This is a genomic window from Pseudomonas lutea, assembly GCF_000759445.1.
GTDB classification, from domain to species: Bacteria; Pseudomonadota; Gammaproteobacteria; order Pseudomonadales; family Pseudomonadaceae; genus Aquipseudomonas; species Aquipseudomonas lutea.
The window spans coordinates 2,586,869-2,600,594 of sequence record NZ_JRMB01000001.1 but is presented as its reverse complement, the minus strand read 5'-3'; the positions used below and the strand labels follow the sequence as shown (position 1 = coordinate 2,600,594).

Annotated in this window: 14 protein-coding genes; 10 read left to right on the top strand and 4 right to left on the bottom strand. The window is 60.5% G+C overall.

The annotated features are described in order from the left end of the window. Nucleotides 1-111: 111 nt before the first annotated feature. The 4 genes from LT42_RS11165 (at nt 112) to LT42_RS11150 (ending at nt 4,118) form a co-directional block, all read left to right on the top strand. Nucleotides 112-834, top strand: a complete 723-nt coding sequence (locus LT42_RS11165; protein WP_037013254.1) for a TetR/AcrR family transcriptional regulator — start codon at nt 112-114, stop codon at nt 832-834. A gap of 18 nt (nt 835-852) precedes the next feature. Continuing rightward, nucleotides 853-1,410 (top strand): hypothetical protein, encoded by a 558-nt coding sequence (locus LT42_RS11160; protein ID WP_037012377.1) that lies wholly within the window; start codon nt 853-855, stop codon nt 1,408-1,410. Between the two features lie 26 nt (nt 1,411-1,436). Beyond that, nucleotides 1,437-2,714 (top strand): flavohemoglobin expression-modulating QEGLA motif protein, encoded by a 1,278-nt coding sequence (locus tag LT42_RS11155; protein WP_037012374.1) that lies wholly within the window; start codon nt 1,437-1,439, stop codon nt 2,712-2,714. Between the two features lie 492 nt (nt 2,715-3,206). After that, the gene (locus LT42_RS11150; protein ID WP_037012371.1) at nt 3,207-4,118 is read left to right on the top strand and encodes an alpha/beta hydrolase; all 912 of its coding nucleotides are present in this window, start codon (nt 3,207-3,209) and stop codon (nt 4,116-4,118) included. A 256-nt stretch (nt 4,119-4,374) separates the two neighbouring features. Here LT42_RS11150 and lptF read toward each other — a convergent pair whose 3' ends face one another. From lptF to LT42_RS11135, 3 genes are all read right to left on the bottom strand, one after another. Next, complete coding sequence (lptF, locus tag LT42_RS11145) at nt 4,375-5,157, bottom strand: lipotoxin F family OmpA-related lipoprotein LptF (protein ID WP_037012369.1); 783 nt, start codon at nt 5,155-5,157, stop codon at nt 4,375-4,377. 48 nt (nt 5,158-5,205) lie between these two features. After that, nucleotides 5,206-5,631 carry a DUF4398 domain-containing protein gene (locus LT42_RS11140; protein ID WP_037012367.1) on the bottom strand — a complete coding sequence of 142 codons (426 nt, stop codon included), beginning with the start codon at nt 5,629-5,631 and terminating at the stop codon, nt 5,206-5,208. 279 nt (nt 5,632-5,910) lie between these two features. Then, nucleotides 5,911-6,246, bottom strand: a complete 336-nt coding sequence (locus LT42_RS11135; protein ID WP_037012365.1) for a hypothetical protein — start codon at nt 6,244-6,246, stop codon at nt 5,911-5,913. 326 nt (nt 6,247-6,572) lie between these two features. On the opposite strand from LT42_RS11135, the gene ppc reads away from it, so the two are divergent. The 6 genes from ppc (at nt 6,573) to LT42_RS11105 (ending at nt 13,022) form a co-directional block, all read left to right on the top strand. Continuing rightward, nucleotides 6,573-9,209, top strand: a complete 2,637-nt coding sequence (gene ppc / locus LT42_RS11130) for a phosphoenolpyruvate carboxylase (RefSeq protein WP_037012364.1) — start codon at nt 6,573-6,575, stop codon at nt 9,207-9,209. Between the two features lie 281 nt (nt 9,210-9,490). Next, a complete protein-coding gene (adk, locus tag LT42_RS11125) occupies nt 9,491-10,138 on the top strand; it encodes an adenylate kinase (protein WP_037012363.1) in 648 nt (215 codons plus the stop codon). A gap of 89 nt (nt 10,139-10,227) precedes the next feature. Beyond that, on the top strand, nt 10,228-10,902 hold the full coding sequence (gene tsaB / locus LT42_RS11120; protein WP_037012362.1) for a tRNA (adenosine(37)-N6)-threonylcarbamoyltransferase complex dimerization subunit type 1 TsaB: 675 nt from the start codon (nt 10,228-10,230) through the stop codon (nt 10,900-10,902). A 212-nt stretch (nt 10,903-11,114) separates the two neighbouring features. Next, nucleotides 11,115-11,405: a hypothetical protein gene (locus tag LT42_RS11115; RefSeq protein WP_037013252.1), complete on the top strand. Its 291-nt coding sequence runs from the start codon at nt 11,115-11,117 to the stop codon at nt 11,403-11,405. Beyond that, the gene (locus LT42_RS11110) at nt 11,402-12,274 is read left to right on the top strand and encodes a DUF72 domain-containing protein (protein WP_037012361.1); all 873 of its coding nucleotides are present in this window, start codon (nt 11,402-11,404) and stop codon (nt 12,272-12,274) included. Before LT42_RS11115 ends, LT42_RS11110 begins: the two co-directional genes overlap by 4 nt. Nucleotides 12,275-12,323: 49 nt before the next feature. After that, nucleotides 12,324-13,022, top strand: coding sequence for an extensin-like domain-containing protein (locus LT42_RS11105; RefSeq protein WP_037012360.1), 699 nt, complete (start codon nt 12,324-12,326; stop codon nt 13,020-13,022). 52 nt (nt 13,023-13,074) lie between these two features. On the opposite strand, the gene LT42_RS11100 is transcribed toward LT42_RS11105, so the two are convergent. Next, nucleotides 13,075-13,704: a hypothetical protein gene (locus LT42_RS11100; protein ID WP_037012357.1), complete on the bottom strand. Its 630-nt coding sequence runs from the start codon at nt 13,702-13,704 to the stop codon at nt 13,075-13,077. Between the last annotated feature and the right edge of the window lie 22 nt (nt 13,705-13,726).

Below are 13,726 nucleotides of genomic sequence, written 5' to 3'. Positions count from 1 at the left end.
GGCCGCGGTCGATTGTAGGAGCGCGCTTGCCCGCGAAGGCGTCGGTTCAGGCGCCGACGTCAGGTGATGTATGTTGAATGATTCAAAAAAGGAAACCCCGTCGTGAACCGCATGACCCCTCAAAAGGGAGCCGCTGGCATGGCCACGGCCGTCGCACAAAGTGTTCGGTATCAGGGCCGCAAGGCGAGTCGAGAGGGCAGCGAGCAGCGTCGCCAGCAGATTCTGGATGCTGCCATGCGCATTCTCATCCGCGATGGCGTGCGGGCGGTGCGGCATCGTGCGGTGGCGGCCGAGGCGCAGGTCCCGCTGTCTGCGACCACCTATTACTTCAAGGACATCGATGACCTGCTCACCGATGCCTTCGCTCAATACGTCGAGCGCAGCGCCGCCTACATGGCCAAGTTGTGGACCAGCACCGAGGCGTTGCTGCGCGAGATGGTTGCCCGCAACGACGGCAGCGCAGAAGCCCGCGCGCGTCTGGCGGACGAAATAGCCCGGATGACCATGGAGTACGTGCGCCATCAATTGCTGACCCGCCGCGACCAGCTCATTGCAGAGCACGCATTCCGTCTTGAAGCCCTGATCAACCCGCGTTTGGCGCCACTGGTAAGTGCCCACCAGCAGATATTGCTGCAAGGCAGTGCCCAGTTTCTCGAGGTCATGGGCTCGCTTCAGCCACAGCTGGATGCTCAAGTGTTGACGGGGCTCATCTGCCGGATGGAATATCAGGGCCTGCTCAGTGGACCTCAACCCGACGCCGACGAAGAAATGCTCGCTATTCTTACTCGCCAGATGCATCTGGTACTGGGCACTGCCAAGCCGATGGCTGGCTGATACCTCAAGGAGAACCCGATGAAAGTCTGGAGCGTGTTGCTCGCCATGTCGTTCGTGCTGTTGAGCGGATGCCTGGTGACTTTCAAGGACCCGATCCCGCTCAGCACCACTGCCCCGCCCAAATTGCTCGGCACCTGGAGCAGCAAAAACGCGTGGGGCGAGCCACTCGAGTTGGAAATCAGCCGCGCCGGTCCCGAGCGCTACAAGGCGGTGAGCTACCGCAAAGGCGACCGCAAGCACCGCGACGAGTACGTCTTCACTGTGTCGCGCCATGGCAGCCGCTGGTACGTGTCCGCGGCGCTACCTGCCAAATACGGGGCCAATTACGTCATCGCCGGTTTCGATCTGATGGACAACGAGAACGGCGCTGACGAACTGGTGGTCTATGACCTCGACCTGGAGCGATTTCAGCAGCTGGTCGAGCAGAAGGTTCTCGATGGCGAGCGCGTCGATACGGTGAAGGGCGATGGCATGCTGATCTCCAGTTCGATGGACAAAGTCTTCGCCTACCTTGATGACCCGGCCAATTCCGACGTCTTTCTCAAAGCGGCTCAATATCAGCGCATGACCAAATAGCGCAAAGGTTCAATAAGGGGTTCCGGGTGGACGAATACCAACAGACTATTCGCACGTTGTCCGATCGTATCGTGTTGGCGCAGACCCCGATCCGGGTTCTTGATGCCGTGAAGTGGGATGACAACGTCCGCAAAACCTTCCTCGACGGCAAAGGCAAGCACATGCCTGAAGTCGATCGCGCCTACTACGAAAATCGCCCGCTGGGCTTTGACTCGGGCGCGGTGAAGCTGGAATTCCAGAACATTGAACGCGACATCACGCGTCAACTCGGCCAGTTCAATCCGGTCGGGCAAATCATGCGCCGCATGTGCAAGGAGTACCGGATGGTCATCCGCATGCTCGAAGCGCGTGGCACCCCTGACTTCGGCCTGATCTCCCAGGAGCTCTACGGCGCCGCTTCCGATGCGTTTCATGCGGGGGACCCGACGCTGTCGGATCTGGGCATGATGCTGTCGGATTACCTGAACAACATTGCCGGGCGTGGCGATCTCAAGGATGAGCCGAAAGTGCTGACGGCCAAAGACGCCGTCGCCATGCTGCAGACTCGGCTCAATCGCACGTTTGGCGAGGCGGAGGAGACGATCCGGGTGTTCGAGTCCGACGGCATCGTGGCCGACGCTGCGGCGGGGGCGGATTACATCAAGATCCGCAGCGATGCGATGTTCAACGAACGTGACGTGCGCGCCCTTGAGGTCCACGAAGGGCTGGTACACGTAGGCACCACGCTCAACGGCCAGAACCAGCCGATCTGTACCTTCCTGTCCAAGGGGCCGCCCTCGTCGACAGTGACTCAGGAAGGGCTGGCGATTCTCATGGAGATCATCGGTTTTGCCTCCTACCCAAGCCGCCTGCGCAAACTGACCAACCGCACCCGGGCGATTCATATGGCCGAGGAGGGGGCGGACTTTCTGCAGGTGTTCGACTTCTACCGCGAGCAGGGCTTCGGCATGTCGGAAAGCTACGGCAACGCCAGTCGTGTGTTCCGCGGCTCGGTGCCTACCGGTCTGCCATTTACCAAGGATTTGTCCTACCTCAAGGGCTTCATCATGGTCTACAACTACATCCAGCTTGCCGTGCGCAAGGGCAAGCTGGAGCAAGTGCCGCTGTTGTTCTGCGGCAAGACCACGCTGGAAGACATGCGCACGTTGCGCCAGCTGGTGGACGAAGGCCTGGTGGTGCCGCCCAAATATCTGCCTGACCAGTTCCGCGACATGAACGCGCTCTCGGCCTGGATGTGTTTCTCCAACTTCCTCAATCACCTCAGCCTGGACCGGATCGAAGCGGATTACTCGAATATCCTGTGAAGCGTTCATGCCTGTGGGCGAAACGACCAATGCAAGATCCACGCATTGGCCTGAAACCTGTAAGAGCCGGCTTGCTGGCGAAGGCGTAGGGTCAGCTGCGCAGATATTGACTCCACTGACGCGTTCGCCAGCAAGCCGGCTCCTACGGTCGTGTGTCGTGGCTTATGTCGTGGCCTATGCTGCGGATAGACGTACATCGCATTTAGCTCCGTCACCTAAGCCCTGGGCCTGGGCTGGGCTTGAAATCTGAAACCTGCACCTGCACCTGCACCTGATCGAAGCGGATTACTCAAATATCCTGTAAGACATTCATGCCCGTGGGTGAAACGCCCAATGCAAGATCCACGCATTGGCCTGGAACCTGTAGGAGCCGGCTTGCTGGCGAAGGCGTTGGGTCAGCTGCGCAGATATCGACTCCACTGACGCGTTCGCCAGCAAGCCGGCTCCTACGGTTGTGTGTCGTGCCCGTTATCATGAAAACAAGGACATCGCTTGAAGCGTTTTCTCATCTTGTTCCTCGCTATCACCCTCAGTGGCTGCAGCGAACTGCTGTTCTACCCGGAACGCGGTCTGCCGCTGACGCCGGACAAAGCGCACCTGGCCTGGCGCGATGTCACTCTTACCGCCGCCGACGGCACCCGGCTCAACGCCTGGTTTCTGCCGGCAAAGCCCGGCGTACCGTTGAAGGGCACCGTGCTGCACCTGCATGGCAACGGCGGCAACATGGCGTGGCATCTGGCGGGAAGTGGGTGGTTGCCGGAGCAGGGCTACCAAGTGCTGCTGGTGGACTATCGCGGCTATGGCCTGTCCGAGGGTGAGCCCAGTCTGCCAGCCATCTACCAAGACATCGACGCGGCTCTTGACTGGCTGAACGCCGCACCCGAAGTGCAGGGCAAGCCTCTGGTGGTCCTCGGCCAGAGTATTGGCGGGGCGCTGGCCGTGCACTACCTGTCCGAACATCCGCAGCAGCGCGCGCGGGTCAAAGCGCTGGTGCTTGATGGCGTTCCGGCAAGCTACCGCGAGGTGGCGCGTTATACCCTCGGCACAGCCTGGCTCACCTGGCCCTTCAAGCGGCCGCTGTCATGGGTGATCCCCGATGCCGACAGCGCCATCAATGGCATGCCTCAGCTGAAGGGCACGCCGATGTTGCTATTCCAAAGCCTGGACGACACGCAAGTGCCGCTGCACAACGGCATCAGCCTGTATCAGGCCGCGCCGTTGCCGCGCGTGCTGCAGCTGACCCGCGGGCCTCATGTTCAGACCTTCGGCGACCCCACCTGGCGCGAGGTCATGGTTCGTTATCTGGACGATCCGCAGCACTTCAACGGCCTGCGCAGGCTGGGTGAAATCCCCAATTATCCTGATCCTCAAACCGGTAGCGCGCCGTCGTCGTCTCAACCGTGAGGGGCAGAGCGGCTAAGCGATAGAGCGACAGAGCGCCATGAGTGAAAGTCCGCGCGGTCAGGATTTGTGGGAGTGAGCTTGCTCACGAAGAGGCCGCACCGTCGCTCGTCTCTTTAACGTCGGAACACGCTGATTCGCAAGCAAGCAAGCTCGCTCCCCCAGGGCTCGTAATTTCAGATTACCCGCACATTTGCGCCACAAAAAAGCCCCGCCTGTCTTTCAACAGGCGGGGCTTTTTGTTGCCGCTACTACCGCATTACTGCATCGAAGAACGCGGTGCTACTGGCTGATTGTCGTTGGAAATTGTCACTTCCACACGACGGTTCATGGCACGACCCGAGGCGCTGGCGTTGTCAGCCACCGGGTACTCTTTGCCATAACCCTGGGCAACGATGCGCTCTGGGCCTACGCCCATCTTGATCAGTGCCATGCGCACGGAGTTGGCGCGGCGCTCGGACAGCGAATCGTTGTAAGCGGCCGAACCGGTGCTGTCGGTGTAGCCTTCAACGATGACTTTGCGATCCGGGTTTTCCGACAGGAACTGGGCCAGCTTGTTGACGTTAACCAGGCCGGACGACTTCAGCTCAGCCTTGTTCAGATCGAACAGTACGTCACCGAAGGTCACCAGGGTGCCACGTTCGGTTTGCTTGGCGTTCAGGCTGTTCTGCAGCGCCTTGATTTGAGCGTCGCGAGCATCCAGACGTGCCTGAGCGCGTTGGGCCGATGCGTTTTTCAGGTCGTTTTCAGCAGTCTTCAGGTTGATCGTCTGCTTGGCCAACTCAACACGCTGGTTGGTCAGGTAAGCCAGTTGATCGACCTTCTTCTGGTCATCGTTGTTGCGGTACGCAGCGTCAGCCTTGTCCAGCCACTCGCTCGCGTCTTTGGTTTCCAGCGCGGCCAGTTCAGTGGCTTTCGGGTTGCTTTGCAGCGCCGAGTAATTGGTGCGGGCTTGTTCCAGGTTGACGTTCGGCTGCGAAGAGCACGCCGCCAGACCAACGCTCAGAGCCAGCAGGGCAGGAATAAGTACTTGTTTACGCATAATATTTTCGTCCTTTAACTCGATGGCCAATGCTTGAATTGCGAGGGATTACTGAGTGACAGGCTGAACCTGACGCATGCCTTCTTCACGCAACTCATTGACGCCCTGACGAGCATCCTGCACCGCTTTCTGTGCCTTGGCGGCCTGGGCCTTACGCTCGGCTACACGTGCATCCCACTCGGCCTGTTCGGCATATTTACGAGCTTCGTCGTAGTGCTTTTCCTGCATCGCCAGCTCGGCTTGCTTGAATTTGTCCTGAGCGGACTTCATTTCAACCGCGGCGTATTCGGTACCGCCAGCAGTGACAGCGGCATTGACGGCCGACTGGGTCACGGCGTACTGCTCGCTTGGAGGATTACCTGCGCAACCAGCCAGAAGAACGCTGGTGCCCAGCGCCAGCGCAGCCAGCTTCAGGCCGCGCAGGCGATTGAACGTGGTTTTGGCAGTGCTGGTGTTCATGGTGGTCAACTCCATTTCGTAACTCCTGAAAACTTGGTTGTTCCATTGAGCGATGAGCACATGCGGATGGATAGTATTTCGTCACGTCCGCTGCCATATGGCGGCTTTCCTGCAATGGCTAACTGGTCGGACCGCTGCGTTTTTTGAATAGTTCACACATTTTTTCAAACACAGGGTCAGGATTTGTTACGTGTTGTGAATTTGACGCTCAAAAAAATGACGCATAACGCCGACCTTCCCGTAACGCCGATTCGCACAGGAAAATACCCAGCATCGCGGCCTTCAGCAGGAAGATCACAGCGCTTCGCGGTCCGCGATCTCCTGCAGATGACGCCGGGACAACTCCAGAAAGCGGGGCGTCGGGCCCACGTCCTCGTAAAGCGGGTTGCCTTCTTCATCCGTCGCGACAATGTGCTGACCGCGCACATAGGGAAAGCTGGCCTCCAGTTCTTCCAGCGCGGCGCCTATCAGCTCACCCAGCAGTTCCTCGGGCGTTCGCTTGGGATACATCTCGGCAATCGCGGCCAGGCGTGCGGCCGCCTCGACATCCAGATGAATGGCGTAGGCAGTCTCGGTCAGACGACCCTTGGCGTTCTGTTCCCATTGTTCGGCGAGCTCTCGGATTTTCATGAATACCTCATCAGTTCCGTCGTACGACGGGCGTTGGATGTCGGGCCTGGTCTTGGCGAAGCGTGTGACTGAGACTAGCTCCCTCTGCACGGGAAATGTCCCGAGGGTTGCGCAGGGCTATGGATTTGTCGCTCTATACACCTGGCCCTCGATAGAGATAGAAACGAAACCCCCGCAGCCGTTCCGTTGGGCAGCCATAAAAGGCTTCTTGACGCCCCGTTGGGCAGCGGCCATTTTCAGGTGGCGGACTCGAGCGGCTCATAGGGGATGACCCAATCCCCATGAACGCCGGCCTGTGAGAACAATAAAGCTGAAGGAGAGGCTGGATGGTTGATATCGATGCACGATTGCGCGAGGACGTTCACCTGCTGGGTGAGCTGTTGGGCAACACGATTCGCGATCAGCATGGCGCTGATTTTCTCGACAAGATCGAACGCATTCGCAAAAGCGCCAAGGCTGACCGGCATGCATCGACCCAGGGCACCGAGCAGCTGAGTTCCAGCCTTGAGGGATTGGGCGAAGATGAAGTGCTGCCAGTGGCGCGCGCATTCAACCAGTTTCTTAACCTGGCCAACATCGCTGAGCAGTATCAGCTGATTCATCGTCGCGACGACAGCAAGCCGCAGCCCTTTGAGTCCAGGGTCTTGCCCGAGCTGCTGGAGCGTTTGAAGCAGGCCGGTCAGACCCCGCAAGCGCTGGCGCAACAACTCACCACCCTGGAAATCGAACTGGTGCTGACCGCGCACCCGACCGAAGTGGCGCGGCGCACGTTGATTCAAAAGTACGATGCCATCGCCGCCCAGTTGGCAGCGCTGGACCATCGTGATCTGAATCGCCATGAGCGTGAGCAGATCACCGAGCGTCTGCAGCGGTTGATCGCCGAGGCGTGGCACACCGAAGAGATCCGTCGCGTGCGTCCCACGCCTGTGGACGAAGCGAAGTGGGGCTTCGCGGTGATCGAAAATTCCCTGTGGCAAGCCATCCCCAATTACCTGCGCAAGGCCGATCAGGCCCTGCATGCCGCCACCGGCTTGCACCTGCCGCTGGAGTCGGCGCCGATCCGCTTCGCTTCGTGGATGGGTGGCGACCGTGACGGTAACCCCAATGTCACTGCAGCCGTGACGCGCGAGGTGCTGCTACTGGCGCGCTGGATGGCCGCCGACTTGTACCTGCGGGACGTCGATCAACTGGCCGCCGAGCTTTCAATGCAACAGGCGAGCCCGGCCCTGATGGCTGCCGCCGGTGACAGCGCCGAGCCTTATCGCAGCGTTCTCAAACAACTGCGTGAACGGCTGCGGGCGACCCGCAATTGGGCCCACGCGTCGTTGGGCGTCACGCAGGCTGCCCCCGATGAGGTGCTGCACGAGAACCGTGAGCTTCTGGAACCGCTGCAATTGTGTTTCGAGTCGTTGCACGAATGCGGCATGGGCGTGATCGCCGACGGTCCGCTGCTCGACTGCCTGCGGCGCGCGGTTACTTTCGGCCTGTTCCTGGTCAAGCTGGACGTGCGTCAGGATTCCACTCGGCACAGCTCGGCCATGAGCGAAATCACGGATTACCTGGGGCTCGGTCGCTATAACGAGTGGGATGAACAGACGCGCATCGACTTCCTGTTGCGTGAGCTGGACAACAAGCGGCCGCTGCTGCCGGCGCATTTCAGTCCCGAAGCTGACACCGCCGAGGTGCTGGCGACGTGCCGCGAAGTGGCAGCTGCGCCTGCCGCATCGCTGGGCTCCTATGTCATTTCAATGGCGGGCGCAGCGTCCGATGTACTGGCCGTGCAACTGTTGCTGAAAGAAGCCGGTCTGCAGCGATCGATGCGTGTGGTGCCGTTGTTCGAAACGCTCGCCGACCTGGATAACGCCGGCCCGGTGATTGAGCAGCTGCTGAGCATCCCTGCTTATCGCCAGAGCCTGGAAGGGCCGCAGGAAGTCATGATCGGCTATTCGGATTCGGCCAAGGATGCCGGGACCACTGCTGCAGCGTGGGCGCAATACCGGGCGCAGGAAAAGCTGGTCGATATCTGCCGTGCGCAACAGGTGGAACTGCTGCTGTTCCATGGCCGCGGCGGCACCGTGGGTCGTGGCGGTGGCCCCGCGCATGCGGCCATCCTGTCGCAGCCGCCGGGCTCTGTGGCTGGGCGGTTCCGCACCACCGAGCAGGGCGAGATGATCCGCTTCAAGTTCGGTTTGCCGGACATCGCCGAGCAAAATCTGAACCTCTATCTGGCGGCTGTGCTGGAGGCGACCTTGCAGCCTCCGCCGATGCCGCAGCCTGCCTGGCGTCAGGTGATGGACGAACTGGCCGCTGATGGCGTCAAGGCCTACCGCGCCGTGGTCAGGGAAGACCCCGAGTTCGTCGAATACTTCCGGCAGGCGACGCCGGAGCAGGAGCTGGGTCGCCTGCCTCTGGGCAGCCGGCCGGCCAAGCGCCGCGAAGGCGGAGTCGAAAGCTTGCGGGCCATTCCCTGGATTTTCGCCTGGACCCAGACGCGCCTCATGCTGCCGGCATGGCTGGGCTGGGAGAGTGCGCTGAGCAAGGCGCTGGAACGCGGGCAGGGCGATCTGCTCGCCGAGATGCGCGAGCAGTGGCCGTTCTTCCGCACTCGCATCGACATGCTGGAAATGGTGCTGGCCAAGGCGGACAGCGACATCGCTCAGCTCTACGATCAACGTCTGGTGGAGCCGAAGCTGCTGCATCTGGGGACGCATTTGCGCGGCCTATTGTCGCAGGCGTGTGACGTGGTGCTTGGCTTGACGGGGCAATCACGGCTACTGGCCCACAGCCCCGAAACGCTGAAGTTCATCAGCCTGCGCAACACCTACCTGGACCCTCTTCATTTATTGCAGGCGGAGTTGCTCGCGCGCTCGCGTCAGCAGGAAGCGAGCCTGGACAGTCCGTTGGTGCAGGCGTTGCTGGTGTCTGTGGCGGGCATCGCGGCCGGATTGCGCAACACCGGTTAACGGCCACCCGGCGCGGCTGCGTGAAGTTACTGCCTTCATTCAGCCGCGTTGCGAACGCTCGATGCAGTGCGGCGTTACCCGGTTGCACGTCTGCGCGTCCTTGCGCCGATCGATGCCAAGCTACTGGTTTCTCGCGGGTTACTGCGACTTTCGGCGTCTTGTGCGGCATGAATCGGCTGTGTATCTTGATCAGCCTTTGGCCGTTGGGTCAGTAAATTTTGCGATTGGCCCCATTTAGGCGAATCCGACGATATCTCTATAAAAATTTGAGGAGCACAACAATGCGCGTGATTCTGCTGGGAGCTCCCGGGGCCGGCAAAGGTACTCAGGCAAAGTTCATCACTGAGAAATTCAAGATCCCGCAAATCTCCACCGGCGACATGCTGCGCGCTGCGGTGAAGGCCGGCACAGAGCTGGGCCTGAAGGCCAAGAGCGTCATGGACAGCGGCGGTCTGGTGTCCGATGACTTGATCATCGGCCTCATCAAGGATCGTTTGTCGGAACCGGATTGCGCAGGCGGTTGCCTGTTCGACGGCTTCCCCCGCACCATTCCCCAGGCAGAAGCCCTGAAGAACGCCGGTCTGGCCATCGATTACGTCATCGAGATCAAGGTCGATGACGAAGAGATCGTCAAGCGCATCTCCGGTCGCCGCGTTCACGAAGGCTCCGGTCGCGTTTACCACACGCTGTACAATCCGCCGAAGGTGGAAGGCCTGGACGACGTCACCGGCGAGCCACTGGTCCAGCGCAAGGACGATGTCGAAGCCACCGTGCGCCATCGCCTGTCGGTCTACCACTCGCAGACCAAGCCGCTGGTGGATTTCTACACCAAGCTGCAGGCGCAGGACGGCATGCCCAAGTGCAGTCACATCGAAGGCGTGGGCACGGTCGAAGAGATCACTGCCAAGGTGCTTGAAGCCCTGAGCTGATTTGCCTGCTCATACGTTGAACTACGGCCCGCTTGCGGGCCGTAGTTGTTTATAATGCGGCCCTTTTTCGCCTGATGATGGAAACCCCGATGACCACCTTGCTGGCCCTGGACACCGCCACTGAAGCCTGCTCAGTTGCTTTGCTGCATGACGGCAGGGTGCTGACTCACTACGAGGTGATCCCGCGCCTGCATGCGCAAAAGCTATTGCCCATGATTAAAGACCTGCTGGCCGAGGCGGGTATCGGTCTGTCGGCGCTGGATGCCATTGCCTTTGGGCGTGGGCCGGGTGCGTTTACCGGCGTTCGTATCGCCATCGGTGTCGTTCAGGGCCTGGCCTTCGGTCTGGATCGCCCGGTGCTTCCGGTTTCCAACCTCGCTGCGCTGGCTCAACGCGCGTTCCGAGAGCAGGGCGCTGCTCAGGTCGCGGCGGCCATCGACGCGCGTATGGATGAGGTCTATTGGGGCTGCTACCGCGAAGTGGGAGGGGAAATGAAGCTTGTCGGCGAAGAGGCTGTCATGCCCCCCGAAATGGCAGCCTTGCCGAGCGCAGCAACGGGCGACTGGTTCGGTGCCGGCACCGGCTGGGGCTACGCCGGGCGCATCGCGGTAGATGTTGCAGGCCAGGACGCCAAGCTCTTGCCTCACGCTCAGGATTTGCTGACCCTGGGCACGTTCGCCTGGCATCGGGGCGAGGCCATCGTTGCCGATGATGCTCAACCGGTTTATCTGCGCGACAAAGTGGCGACGCCGAAGGCGCGTTGAGCATTCATCTCAACACGCTTGGGTGGATTGGCCGCGCTACGCTCGATCTGCGACCCAGGTCACACTGCTGATGACCGTTCGGCGACAAATCTGCATAAAGTCCGCGCGCCTTTAAACATTTGGCAATAAGTGTGGTCTAGTTATCGTTCACCTGTTTGCTTGATGGCGAACTGTGAGATTAAATTGCCACTATCCGACGCCGAGTAAGCATGATGCGAATCACCGGTCCTCTACAACGTACCTACCCGATCAAGCGCAAGCCCCGCAGGGATTCTGCGGCGGTGGAAGGCACGTTCGAGGAAGTGAACGATGTGATCGAGGTGGTTCCGCAGACGGCCCGTCGTCAGACCGGGACCACGGCAAACGTGCCGGCGCGTCAGCAAGACATTATCTTTCCTCGTGCCATGAGCACCCGTGTGGCTCATGCGCTCAGTAGCTACCTGACGACCTCGACGTTCGTCGACTGGGACCTCGAAGTCGCCGGGCTCGATCTCCACGTTTGAATCTTCCCCACCCGCCTTACTACATCGGATGTCCGTCCTGGAGCGAAAAAGCCTGGCGTGAATCCCTGTACCCGGCGGACGCCCCGGACAGTGATCTGCTCGGCCTTTACGGTCAGGTGTTCAACGCCGTCGAAGGCAACACCACGTTCTACGCGCGACCCAAGCCTGCGATTGTCCAGCGCTGGGCTGACGCCTTGCCCGAGCACTTCCGCTTCAGCGCAAAAATCCCCCGTGACATCAGCCATGCAGGCGACCTGCGCGAGCACCTCGACGCAGTGGAGGATTTTCTGCAATTGCTCGCGCCGCTGGGCAGCCGAATCCAACCCTTATGGTTGCAGCTGTCGGCGAGCTTTGGCCCCCAGCGCTTGCACGAACTCGCTGCATTCATTGATGCGCTGCAAGGCCGGCCCCTGGCGGTGGAAGTCCGGAACATGGCTTTTTTCAGCAAGGGCGAGGAAGAGCGTCAACTCAATCGCTTGTTGCTTGATCGCGGCGTGGAACGGGTTTGCCTGGATTCAAGGCCGCTGTTCAGCAGTGTCTCCAGCGATCCTGCCGTGCTGCATGCGCAGTCGCAAAAGCCCAAGGTTCCCCCACGTCCGGCGGCGCTGACGGCCTTCCCTCAAGTGCGGTTTATCGGTGGGCCGGATCGAGCTATCAACGAGGGCTTCGTTGTGCAGTGGGCCGAGAAGGTTGCCGGCTGGATCGAAGAAGGGCGCACCCCTTCGGTGTTCTTGCACACGCCGGACAACATCGCTTCCCCGGAGCTTGCTCGCCGCTTTCATCATCAATTGATGACGCTGCTGCCCGGGCTGCCCGACTTGCCGGAGCTTGATCGCGGTCCGCACGTGGAGCAACTGGGGCTGCTCTGAGGTCGAGATAGGGGGTACCCATTCGCCCGTCACAAGAGATCCTTACTGGATGCGCGGCTCAACTGTCTTTCTTTTGCTCATTCTGATCGGCGCAGTGGCTGCGTTTTCCATCTGGCGTGGCTGGTTGCCGGTCGCGGACCGCTGGAACCCATGGGCTCCGCTGAATGTGCAGGAACAGCCCAATCTGCTGACCCCTTTCAAGCTCTGGCGATTGCAGGAGGATCCGGCGTTGTGCGTAGCCGCGCTGCAAACTTCCAGCCTGCGCTATGCCCAACAGGCGGACAGCCCGCCCAGCGCCAAATGTCCGCTCGTTAACACCCTGCGTATCCAGGGTGGCGATGTCGCCCTGAGCAGCAGCTTTCTGTCCAGCTGCCGCCTCGCGGTCGCCTACGCGCTGTTCGATATTCATCAATTGCAGCCCGCCGCGCAGTCGGTGTTCGGGCAGAAGGTAACGCAGATCGATCACCTGGGCAGCTTCGCTTGCCGCAACGTCTATAACCGCAGCGAAGGACGTTTGAGCCAGCATGCTTCGGCCAACGCGCTGGACATTGCCGGGTTTCGGTTGGCGGACGGGCGCAGGATTTCGGTGCTCAGGGACTGGGACGACGACGCAGAGAACGGACGGTTTCTAAAAATGGTCAGGGACGGCGCCTGCAAGCAGTTCAACACGGTGTTGAGCCCCGACTACAACGCCGCGCACCGCAATCACTTTCATCTGGACATGGGTCGCTGGCGAGTGTGTCGTTAGCGCCAGCAATGGCAGGCGCGCTTCCTCATGCTGAGAGGGCGACGGTCTTGGTTTAGGCAGCGATGCGCAGGTTCTGCAACACAATCGGTCGTGCCCAACCGTTATCGAACGCCAGATGACGCTGCTGCTCGGTCATTTCTTCGGCACTGAACGGCGTTGCAGGCTTGTCGGCCAAATCCCATTCAAACTCGGCGATCGGCAGGAACAACGGACGCGGCTGAGGGCCCGGGCCGGGCTCCACAGTGTCATCGTAAGGGTTGAGGACCGTCGGGCGGACCCACGTGTCATCAAACTCCAGGTTGCGCTGCTGCTCGATCATTTCCAGCGCAGTGAAAGGCTTGGCGGGCTTGTCGGCCAGGTCCCACTCGAACTCGGCGATCGGCAGAAACAACGGCTCCGGTGGCGCAATTTCCTTGTCCTGAACAGAGCATTCACGCTGCTCGACGATTTTGCCGAGAACCGCAGCGCCAGCAATTGGCTCGCCGGTTGAGTTGTCTGTGGTGGCTGTCGCGCTGTAGGGGGCAGGCGTGGCGGCGTTGTCGTCCACCTGCTGGGCCATCGCACGGGCAAACGCATCCTGCCAGAGCTGCGTGACGCCGCTCAGGGTTTCGGTATTGCGTACGCTGTAATCGCCTGCGTACGACAAATAGCCTATGGATGAGGATTGCTGAATGTCTGACATAAGCGCTCAGTACATGCCGTGG